We start from the raw sequence: 22569 nt of genomic DNA, 5'->3' as shown, positions 1-22569 counted from the left end.
CGGGCTCAACCAAATCTAGACTTTTCAGGTAGCCTCATCCAGCGCGGCTTCGGCAATTTCAAAATCGGAGAAATGGTGCTTCTCGCCCTGTACGTCTTGATAGGTTTCGTGGCCTTTGCCGGCAATCAGCACGATATCCTGCGGCGCGGCGCGGTGGATGGCGGTTTGGATGGCCACTCGGCGGTCGGCCTCCACCAGTGCGGGCTGCGGCACGGCGGGCAGGATGTCGGCGATGATGTCTTGCGGCTCTTCCATGCGCGGATTATCGCTGGTGATCACCACTTTATCCGCACCTTGCACGGCGGCGCTGCCCATCAGCGGGCGTTTGCCGCGATCGCGGTTGCCGCCGCAGCCGAACACGCACCACAGGCTCGCATCCTGCGGTTTGATTTCGCGCAGAGTGGCCAGCGCTTTTTCCAGCGCGTCGGGGGTGTGGGCATAGTCCACCACCACCAGCGGGCGGCCTGCGCGGCTGATGCAGTCCATGCGGCCGGTGGCGGGGCGGATTTGCGCGAGCACGCGCAATACGTCGGGCAGCGCATAGCCTTCGGCGCACAAAAGGCCGATGCAGGCGGCGAGGTTTTGCGCATTGAACCGCCCTAAGAGCCGGCTGTGGATTTCGCCGCTGCCCCAAGGCGTGTCGAAGGCTACCTGCATGCCTTGGGCGGAAGCGGTAAAGCGGGTGATGCGGATATCGGCTTGTTCATTGAAGCCGTAGCCGTACACGTTCAGGCTTGGGCGGTCGGCGCGCAGCCTATCGGTCAGCTCGCGGCCGAATTTGTCATCCGTATTGATGATGGCGTGCTGAAGGCTTTGCCAATAGAACAGTTTGGCCTTGCTAGCGCCATAAGCAGCCATGCTGCCGTGGTAATCGAGGTGGTCGCGGGTGAGATTGGTGAAGATGGCGGAGGAGAAAGGTGTGCCGACCACGCGGTTTTGGTCGAGGCCGTGGCTGGATACTTCCATCGCCACAGCTTTCGCACCCTGCTGTTTGAATTGATGCAGCAGGGTTTGCACGCGCACGGGGTTGGGCGTGGTGTGGGTGGTTTCTTCGAGCCGCCCCCAGAAGCCGTTGCCCACCGTGCCGATGATGGCGCAGGGCGTGCCGAGCAAATCGGCGGCTTGGGCAAGCCATTGCGAAATCGAGGTTTTGCCATTGGTACCGGTTACCCCCCAGCAAGAAAGGCTACCTGAAAAATTGCCGTAGAGTTTGGCCGCCAGCAGGCCGGCGTTTTGCTTCAGGTGCGGCACGCCGAGGTTGGCGATTTGCCACTCCGGCCGCCAGGCGAAACCGTCGCCGCTGTCCCAAAACACCATCGCCGCGCCATTGGCAATCGCGGCAGGAATATAGTTGCGGCCGTCGGCATATTCGCCCTGGCAAGCCACGAATACGTCGCCCGGCTGAACCAGGCGGCTGTCCATACGCAAAATGCACCCCGCCGCCACATCGGGCGGCAGGGTGCAGTTGTCGGGCAAGTCAAACTGTTTGTCCTTCAAGCAATACATGGTCGGCTCCAAGCACCGATTTATTTGGCAGCGACTTGCTGCACGGGTTTGGTGGGCGTTACACCCAGAATATTCAGCGAACCGGCCATGATGTCTCTAAACACCGGCCCGGCCACGATACCGCCGTAATAGCCGTTTTGGGTGGGCTCGTCGATGTTCACCGCCACAATCACGCGCGGATGCTCGGCGGGGGCGAAACCGATGAAGGTAGCCATGTGTTTGTTGTCGGCATAGCGGCCGCCCACCAGTTTGCGTGCGGTACCGGTTTTTGCGCCCACGTTGAAACCGGGTACAGCGCCCTGCGTACCGGTGCCGCCGGGCTCGGTAACGGACACCATCATGCGGCGGATGGCGCGCGCGGTTTCAGGTTTGATCACCTGTTCGCCCTGCGGCGCAGTGCTCTGGCGCAGGAAGCTCACCGGCAGGAGTTTGCCGTCGCTGGTAAAGATGGTGTAGCTGTGCGCCAGCTGCAGCAGGCTCATCTGCAGGCCGTAGCCGAACGACATGGTGGCCTGTTCGATGGGCCGCCAGTTGCGCCAATCACGCACCAGGCCGGGCGATTCGCCGGGAAAGCCGGAGTGCATGCGGCGGCCGAAACCGACTGATTTATAAAAATCGTGCATCTCTTCGGGCTTAAACATGGCCGAAAGCTTGCTCACGCCCACGTTGGAAGATTTCTGCATGATGCCGCGCAGGGTGAGCGAAGGGTAGTTGTGCGTATCGCGCACGGTGGCCGGGCCGATATTATAAGTATTGGTGTTGAACACCATATTCTCGTTCACTTTGCCCGAATCCAAGGCTTTGGCAATCGGGAAAGGTTTCATGGCCGAGCCGGGCTCGATCATATCGGTCACCGCACGGTTGCGACGCAGGGCGATTTCGGCGCCACCGGGCTGGTTCGGATCGAAATCCGGCAGGTTTACCAAAGCAAGGATTTCGCCGGTTTGCGCATCCAACACCACAGCAGTGCCGGCTTTGGCCTGATGATAGGCAACAGCCTGCGCCAATTTATCGTGCGCTAGCGATTGAATACGCTGATCCAGTGAGAGCACCATATTGCGCCCGTCCACTGCATCGCGGTTGCGCGGCGAATCCAATTGATCGACATAATTACCTTTATTGTCACGCAACACCACGCGCGCGCCGTCTTGGCCGCGCAGGTCGTCTTCACGCGAAAGCTCCAAACCTTCTTGGCCTTTGCCGTCGATATTGGTAAAGCCGATAACGTGGGAGAACAAATTGCCCATCGGATATTGCCGTTTGGGCTCGGTTTGGAAGGCCAAACCCTCAATTTTCAAAGCGCGCACTTTGGCAGCGGTTTCCGCGCTCATCTGCCGCTTCAGAAACACAAAATCGCTGTTGGTGCGCGCCAGGCGGTCGGCAATGGTTTCCACCGGCACTTCGATGATTTCGGAAAGCTGATCCAACTGGTCTTGGCTGGGCATTTTCTCCATGGCGGAGGGGACGGCATACAGCGAGTCGGTGGGCGCGCTCAAGGCCAGTACCGCGCCGTTGCGGTCGGTAATCGTGCCGCGGTTGGCCTGCTGCACCAAAGTGCGCACGAAGCGCTTGTTGCCTTCGGCCTGCAATTTGTCCTGCTTGACCGTGTGCAGGCGGATGCTCCAGCCGGCCGCTACGGCAAATGCGGCTGCAAACACCATCAGCACAAAAGCAATCCGGCCGTTGGTGCTGACCGGTTTTTTCTGTTTGGAAGGTTTTTGCCGCATCTGCGGTTTGTAGTCGCTCTTAATCAACATAAAGTTTCCCGTTTCCTGCCATCCGGCCGCAGCCGCGCCTTATTCGGACAGGTTGATGACCCTGGTGTTCTGCATGGTAGGCGGCTGCAACTGTTGTTGTTCGGCCGCCGACTTGATGAAATTGTGGTTGGCCAGCTTGGCCTGCTGCCATTGCAATCGGCGGTATTCTTCTTCCAAGTCCGCCCGCCGTTGGTGCTCTTTTTCCAACGCGATAAACGATTCGCGCGAGCTGTCCTGCACCGACACCACCGCCAGCGCGGAGAGCACCGCCAACACAAACAGCACGATATTCAACTTATTCATCTGCAAACTCTCCCGCCGTCCGCTCGGCCACGCGCAATACGGCGGAGCGTGCGCGCGGATTGGCTGCGGTTTCTGCTGCCGAAGCCCGCTGTGCCTTACCGATTTCCCGCAGGGGCGGCTCGGGGCGCTCGCTTTCGCGCACCATCACCCACTTGGGCAGCGGTGCGGGGCGGCTGTGGCGGCGGATAAACTGTTTCACTATCCGGTCTTCCAGCGAATGGAAGGCAATCACCGCCAAGCGCCCGCCGGTTTTCAGGTAGCCTGCGGCCTGCGGCAGCACCGCGCTTATTTCTTCAAGCTCACGGTTGATGAAAATCCGAATGGCTTGAAACGTCCGCGTCGCCGGGTCTTGGCCGCGTTCGCGAGTACGGACGGCTTGTGCCGCCAACTGCGCCAGCTGGCCGGTTGTAAGGATGGGGCGCTCTTGCCGATGCTGCACAATGGCGCGCGCAATCTGGCTGTTAAACCGCTCTTCACCATAATCTCTGATTACCTCGCGAATCTCTTCTTCACCGGCCTCGGCCAGCCATTGCGCGGCGGTTTGGCCGCGCGTGGTGTCCATCCGCATATCCAGCGGCGCATCGTAGCGGAAGCTGAAGCCGCGTTCGGCATCGTCGATCTGCGGCGAAGACACGCCCAAATCAAACAGCGCGCCATCGACCGCTTCAATACCCAATTCTTTTAAGGCTACCTGAAAGCCGGAAAACCCGCCGTGCACCACTTGCACGCGTTTGTCGGCTTCCGCCAGCCGCCGTGCCACGGCAATGGCCTGCGGGTCTTTATCAAACACCACCAATCGGCCGTTTGCGCCCAGCTTCGACAGAATCAGGCGGGAATGCCCGCCGCGGCCGAACGTGCCGTCCACATACATACCGTCCGGCTTTACCGCCAAAGCATCCACCGCCTCGTGCAGCAGCACGGTAACGTGTGCCAATTCCTGCGCGCTCATAGGCGGAACCCGGCTTTGTCGAGCTGTTCGGCCAATTCGTCCGGATCCATATCCAACACCGCGTTCATATTGGCTTCCCAACATTCGCGGTTCCACAGCTCCAGCCGGTCGGCACGGCCCACCAGCGTTACTTCTTTATCAAATTGCACGCGGCGGCGCAGGCTCGGCGGCAGCAAAATTCTGCCCGAAGCATCCAAATCCAATGTTTCAGCGTGATTCAGCATCAAATCGCGGAACATTCTGGCCGCCGGATTGCCCGACACATTCATCGCCTGCAAATTTTCCGCCGTTTTCTGCCACTCCGCTTCCGGATACATCACCAGATGCGTACGCGCCTCCACGGTAACCACCAAAGACGGCGTGTAGTGGCGCGCGAGCAAGTCGCGGAACTTGGCCGGAATCGCCAAGCGCCCCTTGCTGTCGATGCTCAATTCATGTACGCCGCCAAACACTTTTTCCCACCTTCGGTTGATTTTTGGAACTGAAAGGCACTTTGCCCCACAATTCCCCACGAAGCGACACTATACGGCAAAGCAGCGGCATCGGTCAATTGCAAACACAGTAAAAATCCACGATTAACAAACTGTTTTTACATAAGATAGTTAGTCTCAATCATCACGCTTGCCGTTTTCCGCGCAGCCCCGATTTTGCCTCCTAGCAGCAAGCCTTTATAATTGCGCACGTTTTCCAGATTATTCGCATAATTGCTCTATGAACCGCCCTACCCTGCCCGCTCCCGGCTCAGAAGCGCTGACCGCCTCAAAGGCACTGTGTGCCCTGATACAACAACGCATTCAGGCCAACCATGGCTTCCTGCCCTTTGCCGACTTCATGCAACTTGCGCTCTACCAACCGCAATATGGTTACTACACCGGCGGCGCGCACAAAATCGGCGCTGCCGGCGACTTCATCACCGCTCCGGCGCTCACCCCGCTGTTCGGGCAAACCCTCGCCATCCAGCTTCAATCCCTGCTGCCGCAAACCGCCGGCAATATCTACGAATTCGGCGCCGGTACCGGCGAGCTTGCCGCCCAGCTGATCGGCAAGCTTTCAGGTAGCCTCCGGCACTACTACATTATTGAAGTCTCTCCCGATTTAGCCGAACGCCAACGCCAACACCTTGCCGCCGCCCTGCCCCAACACCAGCACCAAATCACATGGCTTACCGGGCTGCCCGCCGAATTCGACGGCATCATCATCGGCAACGAAGTGCTCGATGCTATGCCCTGCGACATCGTGCGTTATCAAAGCGGCCAATGGCAGCTGATGGGCGTAGGGCTGGATGCCAACCAACAATTCCAATGGCAAAGCGTCACCCTGCCGGCCGAGCTGCTGCCCGCCGCCCAAGCGCTGCTGCCCGCCATCGACGGCTACACCAGCGAACTACACCTGCGCCAGCAAGCCTTTATCCGCACCCTCGCCCAACGCCTCACGCGCGGCGCCCTGCTCTTTATCGACTACGGCTTCGACGCCGCCCAGTATTACCACCCCCAGCGCAACGGCGGCACCCTCATCGGCCACTACCGCCACCACGCCGTGCACAACCCCTTCGAGCACATCGGCCTCACCGACCTTACCTGTCATGTGAATTTCACCGCCATCGCCGAAGCCGCCTGCCAAGCCGGGCTCGACCTCATCGGCTACACCACCCAGGCCGCCTTCCTGCTCAATCTCGGCCTCACCGACCTGCTTGCCGCCCAAGGCGAACCGGAAAGCCAAACCTACATCCGCGCTGCCGCTGCCTGCCAAACCCTGCTCGCCCCGCAGGAAATGGGCGAGCTCTTCAAAGTTATCGCCTTCGGCCGCGATATCGACCCCGACTGGCCAGGCTTCGCCCTCGGCGATTTGTGCCACAAGCTGTAACCGTCGGTTGCCAATCAATATTTTCAGGTAGCCCCACAAGCCAAGCCTGCCAATAACAAAACGCTTGCAGAATCATGCTCCGCAAGCGTTTTGTTTTCCTTGTCGCCTTGATGGCATTGCCGAAAGCCTAAAGGCTACCTGAAAAATGAATTTCAGGTAGCCTGCTCATTTGTGGGTGTAGGGTGTATGCGGAACGCACGCACGCGGTTTTGGAATAACGGGCAACGGCATGCCTGCCTGCGGTACGCGCCCTACACACCGCGCAAGCTTTTCTGCAATAAAGGCTACCTGAAACTTTAGCTACGCAGAAACTTCGCTGCGCTACGTTTTCAGGTAGCCTTTTCAATCAGCCAAACGGCCGGTGTTAAAACATCGGTTTGTATGTGGCCAGCCAATAAATGGTGCAGAGGCAGCCGATAGACAGGGCGTAGCCGATCCACCATTTGGCCGAGCGCGGCGGGCTTTTCAGGCAGAACATACCCACCAGCACATACAGCACCACCAAAATCAGTTTCACGCCCAGCCAATCGGCATTGCCGAAAGGCACGTAGCGGGTGATGGTCATCAGCATCATGCCGGTGAAGAGCAGCAGGGTGTCGTTGATGTGCGGCACGATGCGCAGCACTTTGGGCACGGGGCGGCTCGGCAGGATGGTGCGCATCCAAAAGCGCAGGTTGAACAGAACCACGGTAATCACAACGAATACCAGATGGCTGTGTTTCACGATAAGGTACATGGGTGCTCCGAATGTTTTGATTGAGTGTGTGATGGGCGGCAGGCTACCTGAAAGTTGCGCGGCCGCCAATAGCCCGTTCGTGGGATAGCGTAAATTAAACGGTATTGGCTCGCCTCCCTGCCCTATTCCGATTTTAAGCCACGATAGCTTTCAGGTAGCCTTTACCAATCGTGGTCGATACAGCCGCGTTCATCGGCTAGCTGGTAGGCGGCATCGAGCTGCGCCTGCATGGTGGGCGGCAGGGCGCTCCGTTCGCCGCTGCGGTAGCGTTGCCAATAGGGCGAAAGGTTGAAACGGCAGGTTTCGGCCAGCTCGCTCTGAATCATAATGAGGTGGCAGATGGTGTAGCCGAAAGCATCTTGCGCATCGAAGGCCGCCAGTTCGATCACGTCGCCCGGGTAGAAGGTTTGCCCCAAATCGGCGCTCACGTAGCCGTTTTGTTCGCGCACGATTTGCTTGAGCGCGGCGACATGGCGTTCGGCTTCCATGCCGTAATCGAAGCGGCTGATGCGGTGCAGGGTGTCGTCGCTGGCCTGTTGGATGTAGGGAAACAAGGCGGGCGGAAAGGCGGAGATGCTGGGTTTGCGTTTTTTAGCCATCGGTTTCAGGTAGCCTTCGGGTTGGCAGAGACGTTGTGCTTTTCAATCGCCAACAAATAAGGCGGACGGTTGCGGCGGTTGATAAAGCCGTAGTGCAGCACGGCAAACTGTTGCTGCGGCAGGGCAGCCGCCCATTCGGACACAGCCCGGGCTTCGAGCGCGCCCGCCTCGTGGCCGGGATAAAGCACCACGGCCAGCAGCCCGCCGGGGCGCAGGATGTGCACGGCTTGCGCCAAAGCGGAAAGGGTGCTGCCGGTTTCGGTGGTGAGCGCTTTGTTGCCGCCGGGCAGGTAGCCGCAGTTGAACACGATGCTGTGCACGGGTTCGTTTACATATTGCGCCAAATCGGCGTGGCTCTCGGCAATCAGGCGCACTTGCCTTTCTTCTCCGGCCGCCCGCAAACGCGCCTGCGTGGCGGCCAAGGCCTGCGGCTGGATATCGAAGGCATACACGCGCCCACCGCTGCCCACGCATTGCGCCAAAAACAGCGTGTCGTGGCCGTTGCCGGCGGTAGCGTCCACCGCAATGCCGCCTTCGGGCGTGGCTTGGGCGAGCAGGCGGTGGGCGAAAGGAAGGATGTTGTCGAGCATAGAATAAAACGGGATAGCCTGATGGAGTGTAGGGAAATTCGCTGTGGCGGCACGGGCTTGGAGTATAATGCCCGCCATCTGCACACACTTTTTGAAAGGAGCTCAGCATGGGTATTCCGGTTATTTCCCCGCAATACGCGCAATATCTGCTGGATTTTGAAACACTCATCCTGCAAAAGCAAGCCGAAATCGAGGCCTGGTTCCGCAGCCAGTGGAAACGGCACAAGCCGCCGTTTTACGGCTCGGTCGATATCCGCAACAGCGGCTACAAAATGGCCAGCATCGATATGAACCTCTTCCCCGGCGGCTTCAACAACCTCAACCCCCAATTCAGCCCGCTGGCCGCCGCCGCCGCCACCGACGCGGTAGAACGATACTGCGAAACGGCCAAATCCGTGCTGATCGTGCCGGAAAACCACACGCGCAATACGTTCTACTTGGAAAACGTGTATGCCCTGAGCAATATCCTGCAACAGGCCGGCTTTACCGTGCGCCTGGGCAGCCTGAACCCCGAAATTACCGAGCCCACCGAATTCAAAACCGCGCTGGGGCACACCATTTTGCTCGAGCCCCTGCTGCGCACCCGCGAACGCGTGCACCTGGCCGACGGCTTCTCGCCCTGCCTCGTGTTGTTGAACAACGACCTCTCCGGCGGCGTGCCCGAAATCCTGCAAGGCATCCGCCACACCGTGCTGCCGCCCCTGCACGGCGGCTGGACCACGCGCCGCAAAACCGCCCACTTTGCCGCCTACAATCAAGTGGCCGCCGAATTTGCCGAGCTCATCGGCATCGACCAATGGCAGATTAATCCCTATTTCGAGAAAGTGTCCGGCCTCAACTTCCACGAACGCGAAGGCGAAGACACCCTGGCCGCCGCCGTGGAACGCGTGCTGGCCAAAATCCAGGCCAAGTACGATGAAAAAGGCATCACCGACAAACCCTTCGTCATCGTCAAAGCCGACGCCGGCACCTACGGCATGGGCGTGATGAGCGTGAAATCCGCCGACGAAGTGCGTGCGCTCAACCGCAAAAACCGCAACAAAATGGCCACCGTGAAAGAAGGCCTGGCCGTAACCGAAGTGATTGTGCAGGAAGGCATCTACACCTACGAAACCCTCAACGGCGCCGTGGCCGAGCCGGTGGTGTATATGATCGACCGCTTCGTGGTGGGCGGTTTCTTCCGCGTGCACGAAGGGCGCGGTGCCGACGAAAACCTCAACGCCAGCGGTATGCGCTTCGTGCCGCTCAGCCGCAATATGCCGCAAACCGACAGCAGCGGCGACGACCCGGAATTTCTTGTCGGCAGCAAGCGCGTGTTCGAACAATGGCAAACCCTCGGCCTGCCCGACCGCAGCCAAACCTGCGACTGCGCCGGCAACCGCCTGTATGTATACGGCGTGATGGCCCGCCTCTCGCTTTTGGCCGCTTCGATTGAGTTGGATAAGGCTTGATGACACCAGCAAAGGTTACCTGAAACTTTCGCTATGCAGCGTTTTAACTGAGTTGAAGCCCACGCTTTCAGGTAGCCTCTTAGTTTGGCCGACTTGCCCGCGCGGCACTCTGTTTTAGGTTAAAATACAAGAACAACCGCCGACTCCCAAATCAAAGGACGACCCCATGAGCACCATCGAGTTGGACTACCGAATTTAAGAATTCAACACCCAGCAAGAAGCCGATGATTACGATGCCTGGTTGCTGCAAAAAGTGGAAGAAGCCAGAAAATCCAAACTGGTCAGCCATGAAGAAGCAATGGAGCACTTTGCCACCAAACGTGCCGAACGCTTGGAAAGGCTGAAAAATGCCCCCTGCTGATTAGTTGGACGAAAACAGCCATGGCAGACGTGGACGAAATTGTCGACTACATCTTTGCCGACAATCTCGCTGCCGCTCTAGACTTGGAGCAACTTATCCACGACAGCGTAAACCACCTCACCCGGCTGCCCTATATCGGATGGCGTGGGCGGGTAATGAATACGTGGGAGCTCATTTTTCATCCGAACCATTTCATCGTGTACGAACTAGATGAAACACATGTCAAAATTATGCGTATCGTCCATACCCGCCGGAAGTATCCGGCTTAAATAAAACAAACAGCATAGTGATGCCAAGCTATTATAAAAACAGAATTTCCATCTTTCAGGTAGCCCTTATCCAAAAATAAAGAGGCTACCTGAAATTTTCCCGCCTCCCCGCCCTTGCACTATAATCTGCCATTTTTCAGGCAGCCTCTGCGCCGCCTCCCTATTTCCGCCAAACCACAGAAAGCCATCCATGAAAAAACGAGTCCTCACCGGCGTAACCACCACCGGCATCCCGCATTTGGGCAACTACGTCGGCGCCATCCGCCCCGCCATTGCCGCCGCCGCCGACCCCGCCGCCGAATCCTTCCTCTTTTTGGCCGACTACCACGGCATCATCAAATGCCACGACCCCGAAGTCATCCACGCCTCCACCCAAGCCGTGGCCGCCACCTGGCTCGCCTGCGGCCTCGACCCCGAGCGCACCACGTTTTACCGTCAAAGCGACATCCCCGAAGTGCCCGAGCTCAACTGGATACTCACCTGCATCACCGCCAAAGGCCTGATGAACCGCGCCCATGCCTACAAAGCCGCCGTGCAGGCCAACCTCGACGCAGGCCAAACCGACCAAGACCACGGCGTGGAAATGGGCCTCTACAGCTACCCCATCCTCATGAGCGCCGACATCCTCATGTTCAATGCCCACGAAGTGCCGGTAGGCCGCGACCAAATCCAGCACGTGGAAATGACCCGCGACATCGCCCAACGTTTCAACCACCGCTTCAAAGAGCTGTTTGTGCTGCCCGAAGCCAAAGTGGACGACAACGTTGAACTCTTGGTCGGCCTCGACGGGCGCAAAATGAGCAAAAGCTACGGCAACACCATCCCGCTGTTTGAAAGCGAGAAAAAGCTGCAAAAAGCCGTGAACAAAATCATCACCAACCTCAAAGAGCCCGGCGAGCCGAAAACCCCCGATGAGAGCCCGCTGTTCGACATCTACAAAGCCTTCGCCACCCCCGCCGAAACCGCCGAATTCACCCAAATGCTCGCCGACGGCCTGGCCTGGGGCGAAGCCAAAAAACTGCTCGGCGCCAAACTGAACGAAGAGCTTGCCCCCAAACGCGAACGCTTCCACGAGCTCACCGCCCGGCCCGCACAAATCGAAGACATCCTGCAGGCCGGTGCCGCCAAAGCCCGCAAACAAGCCCGCGAACTGCTTGACCAAGTGCGAGACGCCGTAGGCATCCGCCCGCTTCGTTGAACAATATGGCCGTTTCGCAGACACACAAAAGGCTACCTGAAAAACCATCAACCGGCCAAAGGTAACCACAATAAAGGCTACCTGAAATTTCAGGTAGCCTTTCCCTTTGCAGCCATGTAGGGTGTGTGCGGAAGCACGCACGCGGCTTTAGATTATTGGGTAAACAACCGCGTGCGTGAGCAAGCTCACGCACCCTACCTATGCCTTCTCATTGCGGCAGTAGGTTGGGTGAACCGCAGGCGTAACCCAACAAATATAGTGAATTAACAAAAACTAGTACAGCGTTGTCTCGCCTTGCCGTACTATCTGTACTGTCTGCGGCTCGCCGCCTTGTCCTGATTTTTGTTAATCCACTATAAATTGTGAAATGTTGGGTTTATCAACCCAACCTACGCCCTGCCTTATCAACAGGCTACCTGAAAAATGGATTTCAGGTAGCCTGCACATTTGCGGGGTGTAGTGTGCGGAAGCACGCACGCGGCTTTGGAATAACGGGTAATGGCGTGCGTCCCTACGGCATACGCCTCATGCTGAAAGGCTGCCTGAAACAGGATTCAGGCAGCCTTTGGCGTTATGGCGGGTTCTATAGTGAATTAAATTTAAACCAGTACAGCGTTGGCTCGCCTTGCCGTACTATTTGTACTGTCTGCGGCTCGCCGCCTTGTCCTGATTTAAATTTAATCCACTATAGCATCCAACCCGGTATTCCGCTCCGCCTCACGGCAGCAGCAGTTGGCTCATTTCCGTCCAGGCTTGGCGGACTTCGGGCAGGCGCAGCGGCAGGTCGCGGCTGAAGAAGTAGTTCATGCTGCCGAGAATGAGGGTGGCAAGCATGTCGGCTTGGTAGTCCCAATCTTTGCCGGGGGTGGCGTCGGGCAGGGTGTGGGCGAAGCGGAGGAATTGCTGCTTGATCAGCTTGTGCATATCGCGGTAGAGGTGGCGGCGGCGGGTATCCACTTTCCACAGGGCGAGAATCAGGCGGCGGCGGCTGTGTATCCAGTCGGAGGCTTCGGGCATCAGGTTGAGGAACACATCAAGACTGCCGGCCTGGAAACGGGTGATAATGTATCGGCCGTATTCGGCTTTAAAGTCGGCAATCATCTTGCCGGCCAAATCGCTTTTACCGGAGTAGTATTTGTAGAAGGTGGAGCGGTTTACCGGGGCGCGTTCGAGGATATCTTGCACGGTGATTTGGGCGAAGGGCTTTTCGTGCAGCAAATCCACAAAGGCTTCGCGGATGGCGCGGTGGGTTTTGATGATGCGGGGGTCGGTATAGCTTTCGTTTTCGCTCATGTTGGCGCTTCTGTTTTGGGTTTCTGCCGGGCATTTTGCGGTTTTCCGTGTGCTTAAGCAACTTTTTTGCCGGTTTTGTATGCTTAACGGTACGCGGAATTGTTTTTTAACGGTATGCAGCCGCACGCTGCGGCCTTACACTTAAACCATTCTTACTTGCGAGGTATTCTTGAATGAAACGTCTGCCCAAACGCCTGCTTCTCCTGCTGCCGCTGGCCGCTGCCGTCGGCATCGGCTTTTTTGCGTTCCGCCAATATGCCGCGCCCGACCCGCTGGCGGGCATCGCGCATGCCAACGGGCGGCTGGAGTTTGCCCGCATGGACGTGGCCAGCCTGTATGCGGGGCGGGTGGAGGAAATAACGGTGAACGAAGGGCAGTTTGTGGAGGCGGACACGGTGTTGGCGCGGATTTCTTCGCAAACCGCCGAGGCGCAGCTTTCGGAAGCGCAGGCGGGCAAGGCGCAATTGGAGCAGACGGTGCGCCGTGCACAGGCGCAAATCGAGGCGCAACGTCAGCAGCTGAGAACTGCGCAGATGGAGGCAGACAACGCCCGCCAGCTGTTCCGCGACAATTTAATCTCGCAGGCCGAACTCAACACCCGATTGGCGCAGCGCGATGCGGCGCGGGCGGCGGTGCAGGCAGCAGAAGCAGCGCGCAACGAAGCCCAGGCCGGTGTGGGGCAGGCGCGGGCGAAAATGGCGCAGGTGTCTTCCGTTATCGGCGATTTGTCGGTGCGCGCGCCGCAGGCCGGGCGGGTGGAATACCGGCTGGCCGAGCCGGGCAACGTGCTGCCCGCAGGCGGCAAGGTGGTGAGCCTGTTGAACCTGAACGATGCGAGCATCAGCCTGTTCCTGCCCGCGCCCACGGTAAACCAAATCCCGTTGGGCAGCGAAGCGCGGATTAAAATGGACGGGCTGGACGCGGTGTTCCCCGCCAAAGTTACCTATATCGCCTCAGAGGCGCAGTTCACGCCCAAATTTGTGGAAACCGCCGAAGAGCGCACCAAGCTGATGTTTCGGGTGAAATTACAGATTCCGGCCGATGTGGCGGCCAAATACCAAGGCTACCTGAAAGGCGGCATGACAGCCACCGGCTTCGTGCGCACCGACGCCAAGCTCGCCTGGCCGGCCGATTTGCAAACCCGCCTGCCGCAGTAGGATGCAGCCATGCCGAACGCCATTGAAATCAGCCAACTCTCGCACGCCTACGGCAAAGTGCAGGCCTTGCGCGGCGTGTCGATCGCCATTGCGCGCGGCTCCACCGTCGGCTTAATCGGCCCCGACGGCGTGGGCAAATCCACCCTGCTCTCGCTGATTGCCGGTGTGCGCACGCTCCAAAGCGGCGAAGTGCGCGTGCTCGGGCACAATGTGGCGCACAAGTCCGAGCGCGAAGCGCTGCTGCCGCGCATCGCCTTTATGCCGCAAGGCTTGGGCAAAAATCTCTACCCGACGCTTTCCGTGTATGAAAACATCGATTTCCACGCCCGCCTGTTCGGCTTGAACAAACACCAGCGCAAGCAGCACATCGAGCGCCTGATGCTCTCCACCGGCCTGGCACCTTTTGCCGACCGTGCTGCGGGCAAGCTCTCCGGCGGCATGAAGCAGAAGCTAAGCCTGTGCTGCGCCCTGGTGCACAACCCCGACCTGCTGATTCTGGACGAACCCACCACCGGCGTCGATCCGCTTTCCCGCCGCCAATTCTGGACATTGGTGCGCGAGCTGCGCGCCGAAAATCCCGGCATGACCGTGCTGGTGGCCACCGCCTACATCGATGAAGCCGAACAGTTCGACTACCTCCTAGCCATGGACGACGGCCAAATCCTCGCCCACGGCCGCACGCAGGAAATCCTCGCGCAAAGCGGCTGCGCCACGCTGGAGCAGGCCTATATCAAAATGCTGCCTGAAGGCAAGCAAACCCATTGGGACGATTCCCAACTGCCGCCCTTTATCCCCGACGATTCCCTGCCGCCCGCGATGGAAGCGCACAACCTCAGCAAACGCTTCGGCAACTTCACGGCGGTAAATCACGTGAGCTTCCGCATCCGCCAAGGCGAAATTTTCGGCTTCCTCGGCTCCAACGGCTGCGGCAAAAGCACCACCATGAAAATGCTCACCGGCCTCTTGGACGCCAGCGAAGGCGAGGCCACGCTCTTGGGCGAACCAATCGATGCGGGCAGCACCGCCGTGCGCCAGCGCGTGGGCTATATGTCGCAGGCATTTTCGCTGTATGAAGAGCTGAGTGTGCGGCAAAACCTGGTGCTGCACGCAAGGCTGTACCGGCTGGGCGAAAAGAGCAACGCCGCCATCGAAGCCGTGTTGCAACAATTCGAACTGGCCGACCTGGCCGACGCCACCCCCGCCGCCCTGCCCTTGGGCGTACGCCAGCGTCTGCAACTGGCCGCCGCCTGCCTGCACCGCCCGCAAGTGTTGATTTTGGACGAGCCCACCTCCGGCGTCGATCCCGCCGCGCGCGATATGTTTTGGCAATACCTGTTCCGCATGGCGCGGGAAGAGCGTGTAACCATTTTCGTCTCCACCCACTTCATGAACGAAGCCGCCCGCTGCGACCGCATCTCGCTGATGCACCGCGGCCGCGTGCTGGCCGTGGGCGAACCGGAAGAACTGCGCCGCCGCCAACACGCCGATACGCTGGAAGAAGCGTTTATCCGCTATTTGGAGCAAGACGAAGCCGCCGAAGCGGCGGAAAGGCTACCTGAAAACCAAAGGCTACCTGAAAACCAAAGGCTACCTGAAACCAAAGGGCTACCTGAAAACCATGCCGCCCCATCCGGCCTGCTCTATTGGCTTTCCGCCGTATTCACCTTCGCCCGCCGCGAAGGCAAAGAACTGCTGCGCGACCGCATCCGCCTGATGTTTGCCCTGCTGGGCCCCTTGGTGTATCTGATTTCAGGTAGCCTCGGCGTGTCGTTCGACGTAAACGAAATGGACTTCGCCGTGCTCGACCAAGACCAAAGCCACTACAGCCGCGAGCTGACGCAGGAGTTCGACGGCTCGTCCTACTTCCGCCAGCGCGCCAGCCTCGCCGCCCGCAGCGACATCAACGCCGTGCTCACCAACGGCAGCGCGCGCATGGTGATTGAAATCCCGCCCGGCTTCGGCAAAGACCTCACGCTCGGCCGCCGCCCGCAGCTGGCTTTCTATTTCGACGGCTCGTGGCCGTTTGTGGGCGAAAACCTCAGCGGCTACGCCCAAGGCATCCTCAACCGCTATATGGCCGAGCTCTACCGCGAACGTGGCATCCGCATCGACACCGGCGGCGGCCTGCAAACCCGCTTCATCTACAACCCCACCTTCAAAAGCATCAACGCGCTCACGCCCGGCTTTTTAATGCTTTCGCTGATGATGATTCCCGCCATGCTCACCGCCCTGTCCGTGGTGCGCGAAAAAGAAATCGGCTCCATCATGAACCTCTACAGTTCGCCCGCTTCCTCCTTCCAATATCTTTTCGGCAAGCAGCTGCCCTATGTGCTGCTCTCGTTCTTGAGTTATCTGGTGCTGCTCGGCGTGGTGGTGTTCGGGCTGGGCGTACCGCTGAAAGGCTCGTTTATCGCGCTCACGGCAGGCGTGCTGTGCTTCGTGTCCGCCTCCACCGGCTTCGGGCTGTTGGTGTCCACCTTCGTGCACACGCAGGTGGCGGCCATTTTCGCGGCAGCGATTCTGGCCATGATTCCGGCGCTGGATTTCTCCGGCATGATTTATCCGGCATCCACCTTGAGCGGTGCCGGCAAGTGGATCGGCATCTTCAGCCCCACCAGCTGGTTTCAAACCATCAGCCTGGGCGTTATCACCAAAGGCCTGGGCTGGCGCGATGTGGATACGCTGTGCGGCACGCTGCTGCTGTTTTTCGCCGCCTATTGGCTCGCTGCCGGGCTGCTTTTGAAAAAGCAGGAGAAATGATATGCGCCAATGGATAAGCAACGTTTGGCATCTGGGCGGCAAGGAAATCCGCAGTTTCTTCACCGATTACGCGCTGTTTGCGCTGTTGGTGTTTATGTTCAGCTTTTCCGTGTATTCCGTGTCGCAAAACGTGACCACCGAAGTGAAAAACGCCGCGCTGGCCGTCTACGACCAAGACCGCAGCGCACTCACCTACCGCATCCGCGATGCCATGATCGCCCCGCAGTTCAAACAGGTGGACGACATCGACGGCAGCCGCATCGACCGCGCCATGGATTTGGGCGAATACAGCTTCGTGCTGGTTATCCCGCCCGACTACACCGCCGACCTTCTGGCCGGCAAACGCCCCGAGCTGCAATTATTGGTGGACGCCACCGCCATGTCGCAGGCCGGCGTGGGCTCGGTGTACATCGGCCAAATCGTGAACCGCGAAACGGCGGCCTACCTGGGGCGGCACGGCAACGCCGCGCCCTTCGAGCCGGTGGTGAACGTGCTGTTCAACGAAAACCTGCGCAGCGAATGGTTTATGCCGCTCAACCAACTGGTGGGCAACGCCACCCTGCTCACCATCCTGCTGGTGGGCGCGGCCGTGATCCGCGAGCGCGAACACGGCACGATTGAGCATTTGTTGGTGATGCCGGTGGACGCGAACGAAATCGTGATGGCCAAAATTCTGGCCAACGGCCTGATTATCCTGGTTTCCTCCCTGCTCTCGCTGCTGTTGGTGGTGCACCATGCCGTGGGCGTGCCGATTAACGGCTCGCTGGCGCTCTTCGTGTTCTGCGAGGCCGTGTATCTGTTTGCCATGGCCGGGCTCGGCGTGCTGCTCGCCACCCAGGCGCCCACCATGCCGCAGTTCAGCCTGCTGTGCATCATCGTGTATATCGCCGTATTCCTGCTCTCCGGCAGCACCTCGCCCATCGAAAACCTGCCGCCCTGGCTGCGCAGCCTTTCCGAGCTCTCGCCCATGACCCAATTCACCGCCCTCTCCAAAGACATCATCTTCCGGGGCGCCGGCTGGAGCGTAATCCGACACCGCGTAGCCATCACCGCCGTGTCCGGCATCCTCTTCACCGCCCTTGCCGTGATCCGCTTCCGCCGGATGCTGGCGCAGCAGAATTAAAAAAGGCTACCTGAAAAAAGAAGACGGGTTTTCAGGTAGCCAACGGCAGACTGCCCAAGAATCATGCCCGCCACCTAACCGAAAGGCTACCTGAAAACGGCACCTACCTTTTCAGGTAGCCCCACACCAAGGAAACCCCACCATGCCCACCTCCAAACTCCTCCCCATCGCCCTCGCCCTCCTCCTCACTGCCTGCTCCGCCACCCAAATCGACCGCCAATCCAGCATCACGCTACCTGAAAACTTCCAACACACCGGCCAGGCCGATTCCGCCCCCGATTTAACCCGCTGGTGGCAGCAATGGCCCGACCCCCAGCTTGGCCGCCTCATCGAACAAGGCCTGCAGCACAACTACAGCATCGCCATTGCCCGCAGCCGGCTCGAAGAAGCCCGCGCCACCGCCCGCCTGGCCGAAGCCGACCTCCTGCCCAGCGCCGGCCTCGCCGCCGATGCCAAAGGCTACCGCAACCACCGCCGCGACCCCTACCTCGGCAACGGCGGCAACCTCACCTCCGCCAGCTTCCGTGCCGCCTGGGAGCCCGACGTCTTCGGCCAGAAACGCAGCGACGCCGATGCCGCCCGCGCCGCCGCCCTCGGCAGCCAAGAGCAGCTCCACGGCAGCCGACTGCTCGTTTCCGCCCAAATCGCCGAACACTACCTGCGCGCCGCCCACATCCGGCAGCAGCAAGCCCTCGTTTCCCAACAGCTCTCCACCCTGCACGAACTGGCGCGCTATACCGCCGGCCGCTTCAACGCCGGCCACGCCACCGCCCACGACACCACCGCCATTGCCGCCCAAATCCAAGCCCTGCAAGCCCGCCAAAGCACCCTCCAAGCCCAGTTCGACGCCCAACAGCGCAGCATCGCCGTGCTCATCGGCCAAACCCCGCAAAGCTTCCGCCTCGATAGCGACGCCATGCGACAAGCCGCCCTGCTGCAACACCTGCCCAGCCCGCCGCAAGGCATCCGGCCCGGCAGCCTTCTCAACCAACGCCCCGACCTGCGCGCCCGCGCCGCCGAAATCCAAGCCCGCAGCGCCCAGCTCGCCAGCGCCAAAGCCGACCTCCTCCCCCGCTTCGACATCCAATTCCTCTGGCAAACCGGCCGCATCGAGCTCAACAGCGACCTCGCCCCCTTCAACCGCGCCCGCAGCGGCAACGGCGGCCTCTTCAGCATCGGCGTACAGCTCCCCCTCTTCACCGCCGGCCGCATCCGCGCCAACATCCAAGCCGCCGACGCCCGCCTGCAAACCGCCCTGCTGCAATACGACCAAACCCTGCTGCAAGCCCTCGCCGACGTAGACAACGCCTACCAGGCCCAACACGCCCTCAACACCCAGCAGCAAGAATTGCAGCAGGCCGAACGCACCGCGCAGCAGCAAGTGCGCAACGACCGCCAGCTATTCCGCTACGGCCGCAAAACCCTCGACACCGCCCTACAATCCCAACTCAGCGCCCACGGCTTCAGCCAAAATCTGCTCGACAACCAACTCGCCGCCGGCCTCAATCTGCTCAACCTCTACAAAGCCATCGGCAGCGGCTGGCAGGAAGAAGGCACCCAGTCCGAGCCAACTGAAGCGGCAGCTAAATAGTAAAATAGGCTACCTGAAGATTTTAGTTTCGCAGGAACTTCTGCTGCGCTGCGTTTTCAGGTAGCCATCATGGAATATAAATAATAGAAATAACTGCGTTGTATAATTTAAGGCAAGATGAGACCTTTTTGAGAGCAGGAAAAAATGATGACAGATCCGTATGAAAACGATATTGGGATGCAGATAGCCCGTGCGAACTCAGAAGGCGATATAGCTTTTTTGAAAGAGATGAGCGACACGGGGAAATTTGATCCCTGCTGTACTACCGATTCAGCAAAATGGAATTATTTACATATGGCTAATATGAACTCGTATAGCCCTGCTCCGTTATCCACTATGCATTTTTATTTAGACAAAGGGGTAGAGGTAAACGCCCAAGACTGCTACGGCATGACCCCGCTGCATTACGCCATGCAGGCTAAAAACGGCGATGCCGCCCTAGCCCTATTGGAAGCAGGCGCCAACCCCAATATACCCAATCGGGACAATGTGATTCCCTTAGGCATGATGGGCGCTATGCCGCATCGGCTGGACGTATTGAAAAAGATGTTGGAAAACGGCGGGGATGTGCACTACCCCAATGCCAATAGCGGGATGGAGCTATTGGCTTTTACCAAGCACTATCGTTCCGAACGAGAAGACTTTAAAGAAATTATAGAACTGATGGAACAATATGCTTGAATTTCCGTGATAGCCAATTGATCCCAAAATGAAGGCTGCCTGAAACTTTTCAGGTAGCCTTTCTCCCAACACCCCCACTCTGCCGCTTGCCGCTCCCGGTTAATAGTGCAACAATGCGGCCTGCAAAAAACAGCACAGGCAAACGTCTGTCGGCCGCCTTGTCGATTCGGCCGTTTTACGCTGATTGATTAACCCCTTACCAAGAAAGAAGCCCTATGCCGAACTTCCTCCTCGTGCCCATCGGCACCAAAACCGGCCTCACCAGCATCTCGCTCGGCCTGCTGCGCGCCCTGCAACGCAGCGGCCGCCGTCCGGTGTACTACAAACCGGTATCGCACAAACCCACTCCCGCCGGCGACACCGAAGCCGCCATCGTGTTTGCCAACAAACTGTTCCACCTCAACCCGCCGCGCCCGCAGCCGCTCTCCAAAGTAGAAGAGCTGGTGGGCGCCGGGCGTGATGACGATTTGATCGAGCTGATGGTGTCCGACTTCGACCAGGTTACCGCCGCCGAACACGACGTGGCCATCATCGAAGGCGTGGTGCCCGACAGCGAACGCGGCTTCCTCGCCAACAAAAACGCGCAAATCGCCGCCGCGCTCAACGCCAACGTAATCCTGGTGGCCGCCGCCGGCAACCATAGCGCCGAACAGGTGGCCGACCAAATCAACCTGGCCGCGCAGGAATATGCCAACAGCCACACCGATGTGGCCGGCTTCATCATCAACCGCTACCACGGCAACGACAGCAAAGCCTTCGCCGCCGAAGTGGCCGACAAAGTGCGCGGCGGCATCCCCTGCATGGGCGTGCTGCCTTTCGCGCCGGAGAAATCGCTGCGCCGCGTGGCCGACATTGCGGGCTACCTGAACGCCCAAGTGATTGCCGGGAAAGAGCATTTGGGCAACCGCACCAAAGAAATCGTGGTGGCCGCGCAAAACGCCGCCCACATGCACCACCGCATCACTTCCGGCGCACTGGTCATCACCCCCGGCGACCGTGAAGACATCCTGATGGCCGCCTCGCTGAAAATCCTCAGCGGCGTGCCGGTGGCCGGCCTGCTGCTCACCTGTGGCACCGCGCCTTCGCCTGCCGTACAGGGCATCATCAGCCCGGCGCTGAGCCAAAACGTGCCGGTGCTGCTCACCGAACACGACACTTTCGCCACCGCCTACGCGCTGGCGCACCAAGACCAAACCATCCCCGCCGACGACACCGACCGCATGGAAACCATGGTGGAATTCGTGGCCGAACACATTGATGCGGAAGAACTCTGCCGCCACATCGGCCGGCCGCGCCAGCTGCTGATGTCGCCGCCCGCCTTCCGTTTCCGCATGATGGAACAGGCGCGCGCCGCCAACCGCCGCATCGTCCTGCCGGAAGGCGATGAACCGCGCACCGTGGAAGCCGCCGCCATCTGCCAAAGCAAAGGCATCGCCCGCTGCGTGCTCCTGGCCAAACCGGAAGCCGTGCGCGAAGTGGCCGCCAACCGCGGCATCACCCTGCCCGAAGGCTTGGAAATCATCGACCCCGACACCATCCGCGAGCAATACGTCGCCCCGATGGTGGAACTGCGCAAAAACAAAGGCCTCACCCCCGGCTTGGCGCGTCAGGCGCTGGAAGACAGTGTCGTACTCGGCACCATGATGCTGCAGCAAGACGACGTGGACGGCTTGGTATCCGGCGCGGTACACACCACCGCCAATACCATCCGCCCTGCCCTGCAGCTGATTAAAACCGCCCCCGGCGCCAGCCTGGTGTCCAGCGTGTTCTTCATGCTGATGCCCGAGCAGGTGTTCGTGTATGGCGACTGCGCCGTGAACCCCGAGCCCACCGCCGAAGAACTGGCCGACATCGCCATCCAATCGGCCGAATCCGCCAAAGCCTTCGGCATCGATCCCAAAGTGGCCATGATTTCCTACTCCACCGGCACCTCCGGCAGCGGCGCCGATGTGGAAAAAGTGAAAGAAGCCACCCGCCTGGCGCAGGAAAAACGCCCCGACCTGCTCATCGACGGCCCGCTGCAATACGACGCCGCCAGCGTACCCAGCGTAGGCCGCCAGAAAGCGCCCGACAGCAAAGTGGCCGGCCAAGCCAACGTGTTCATCTTCCCCGATCTGAACACCGGCAACACCACCTACAAAGCCGTACAGCGCAGCGCCAACGTATTGAGCATCGGCCCCATGCTGCAAGGCCTGCGCAAACCGGTAAACGACCTCTCGCGCGGCGCATTGGTGGACGACATCGTCTACACCATCGCCCTCACCGCCATCCAGGCCGTGCAGATGGGCAAATAAGCGCCCTGCCCTGTGGGCTTGAGGTATCAAGCAAAAGGCTACCTGAAATTTTCAGGTAGCCTTTTTCGGATAAACCGGCAGATGCCTG

19 protein-coding genes are annotated in these 22569 nt (G+C 59.6%); 10 read left to right on the top strand and 9 right to left on the bottom strand.

What is annotated here, in order from left to right:
- Positions 1–24: 24 nt before the first annotated feature.
- From ELB75_RS04185 to mraZ, 5 genes are read right to left on the bottom strand one after another with little or no spacing between them, the layout of a single operon-like run.
- Complete coding sequence (locus tag ELB75_RS04185) at positions 25–1506, bottom strand: UDP-N-acetylmuramoyl-L-alanyl-D-glutamate--2,6-diaminopimelate ligase (protein ID WP_126982842.1); 1482 nt, start codon at positions 1504–1506, stop codon at positions 25–27.
- Between the two features lie 20 nt (positions 1507–1526).
- A complete protein-coding gene (locus ELB75_RS04180) occupies positions 1527–3263 on the bottom strand; it encodes a peptidoglycan D,D-transpeptidase FtsI family protein (RefSeq protein WP_126982841.1) in 1737 nt (578 codons plus the stop codon).
- 39 nt (positions 3264–3302) lie between these two features.
- Entirely contained in the window at positions 3303–3566 is a 264-nt protein-coding gene (ftsL, locus tag ELB75_RS04175; RefSeq protein ID WP_126982840.1) for a cell division protein FtsL, read from the bottom strand.
- Positions 3559–4515, bottom strand: a complete 957-nt coding sequence (rsmH, locus tag ELB75_RS04170; RefSeq protein ID WP_126982839.1) for a 16S rRNA (cytosine(1402)-N(4))-methyltransferase RsmH — start codon at positions 4513–4515, stop codon at positions 3559–3561. The genes ftsL and rsmH overlap by 8 nt, the downstream gene beginning before the upstream one ends.
- Positions 4512–4967, bottom strand: a complete 456-nt coding sequence (mraZ, locus tag ELB75_RS04165; RefSeq protein WP_126982838.1) for a division/cell wall cluster transcriptional repressor MraZ — start codon at positions 4965–4967, stop codon at positions 4512–4514. Before mraZ ends, rsmH begins: the two co-directional genes overlap by 4 nt.
- Before the next feature lie 259 nt (positions 4968–5226).
- On the opposite strand from mraZ, the gene ELB75_RS04160 reads away from it, so the two are divergent.
- Positions 5227–6378: a class I SAM-dependent methyltransferase gene (locus ELB75_RS04160; RefSeq protein ID WP_126982837.1), complete on the top strand. Its 1152-nt coding sequence runs from the start codon at positions 5227–5229 to the stop codon at positions 6376–6378.
- A gap of 364 nt (positions 6379–6742) precedes the next feature.
- Here the strand turns inward: ELB75_RS04160 and ELB75_RS04155 are convergent, their stop codons facing one another.
- From ELB75_RS04155 to mnmM, 3 genes are all read right to left on the bottom strand, one after another.
- Positions 6743–7114 carry a SirB2 family protein gene (locus tag ELB75_RS04155; protein ID WP_126982836.1) on the bottom strand — a complete coding sequence of 124 codons (372 nt, stop codon included), beginning with the start codon at positions 7112–7114 and terminating at the stop codon, positions 6743–6745.
- A 161-nt stretch (positions 7115–7275) separates the two neighbouring features.
- Positions 7276–7713 (bottom strand): hypothetical protein, encoded by a 438-nt coding sequence (locus ELB75_RS04150; RefSeq protein WP_126982835.1) that lies wholly within the window; start codon positions 7711–7713, stop codon positions 7276–7278.
- Positions 7714–7718: 5 nt separating this feature from the next.
- On the bottom strand, positions 7719–8303 hold the full coding sequence (gene mnmM / locus ELB75_RS04145; RefSeq protein WP_126984198.1) for a tRNA 5-(aminomethyl)-2-thiouridylate-methyltransferase MnmM: 585 nt from the start codon (positions 8301–8303) through the stop codon (positions 7719–7721).
- A 107-nt stretch (positions 8304–8410) separates the two neighbouring features.
- On the opposite strand from mnmM, the gene gshA reads away from it, so the two are divergent.
- From gshA to trpS, 3 genes are all read left to right on the top strand, one after another.
- On the top strand, positions 8411–9754 hold the full coding sequence (gene gshA, locus ELB75_RS04140; RefSeq protein ID WP_126982834.1) for a glutamate--cysteine ligase: 1344 nt from the start codon (positions 8411–8413) through the stop codon (positions 9752–9754).
- A gap of 381 nt (positions 9755–10135) precedes the next feature.
- Positions 10136–10384 carry a type II toxin-antitoxin system RelE/ParE family toxin gene (locus ELB75_RS04130; RefSeq protein ID WP_126982833.1) on the top strand — a complete coding sequence of 83 codons (249 nt, stop codon included), beginning with the start codon at positions 10136–10138 and terminating at the stop codon, positions 10382–10384.
- A 190-nt stretch (positions 10385–10574) separates the two neighbouring features.
- Positions 10575–11582 (top strand): tryptophan--tRNA ligase, encoded by a 1008-nt coding sequence (trpS, locus tag ELB75_RS04125; protein ID WP_126982832.1) that lies wholly within the window; start codon positions 10575–10577, stop codon positions 11580–11582.
- Positions 11583–12299: 717 nt separating this feature from the next.
- Here the strand turns inward: trpS and ELB75_RS04120 are convergent.
- Complete coding sequence (locus ELB75_RS04120) at positions 12300–12875, bottom strand: TetR/AcrR family transcriptional regulator (RefSeq protein WP_126982831.1); 576 nt, start codon at positions 12873–12875, stop codon at positions 12300–12302.
- 173 nt (positions 12876–13048) lie between these two features.
- Between ELB75_RS04120 and ELB75_RS04115 the strand changes: the two genes are divergently transcribed.
- The 6 genes from ELB75_RS04115 (at position 13049) to pta (ending at position 22481) form a co-directional block, all read left to right on the top strand.
- Positions 13049–14032, top strand: a complete 984-nt coding sequence (locus ELB75_RS04115) for an HlyD family secretion protein (protein WP_206501490.1) — start codon at positions 13049–13051, stop codon at positions 14030–14032.
- Positions 14033–14041: 9 nt separating this feature from the next.
- A complete protein-coding gene (rbbA, locus tag ELB75_RS04110) occupies positions 14042–16792 on the top strand; it encodes a ribosome-associated ATPase/putative transporter RbbA (protein WP_126982830.1) in 2751 nt (916 codons plus the stop codon).
- A 1-nt stretch (position 16793) separates the two neighbouring features.
- The gene (locus ELB75_RS04105) at positions 16794–17915 is read left to right on the top strand and encodes an ABC transporter permease (protein ID WP_126982829.1); all 1122 of its coding nucleotides are present in this window, start codon (positions 16794–16796) and stop codon (positions 17913–17915) included.
- Between the two features lie 142 nt (positions 17916–18057).
- A complete protein-coding gene (locus tag ELB75_RS04100) occupies positions 18058–19506 on the top strand; it encodes an efflux transporter outer membrane subunit (protein ID WP_126982828.1) in 1449 nt (482 codons plus the stop codon).
- A gap of 144 nt (positions 19507–19650) precedes the next feature.
- Complete coding sequence (locus ELB75_RS04095; RefSeq protein ID WP_126982827.1) at positions 19651–20187, top strand: ankyrin repeat domain-containing protein; 537 nt, start codon at positions 19651–19653, stop codon at positions 20185–20187.
- Between the two features lie 215 nt (positions 20188–20402).
- Positions 20403–22481, top strand: coding sequence for a phosphate acetyltransferase (gene pta / locus ELB75_RS04090; RefSeq protein ID WP_126982826.1), 2079 nt, complete (start codon positions 20403–20405; stop codon positions 22479–22481).
- Positions 22482–22569: the final 88 nt, after the last annotated feature.

The organism is Eikenella corrodens, from assembly GCF_003990355.1.
Lineage (GTDB): Bacteria > Pseudomonadota > Gammaproteobacteria > Burkholderiales > Neisseriaceae > Eikenella > Eikenella corrodens_B.
The sequence above is the reverse complement of the archived record's forward strand: the minus strand, read 5'-3'. Positions and strand labels throughout refer to the sequence as shown.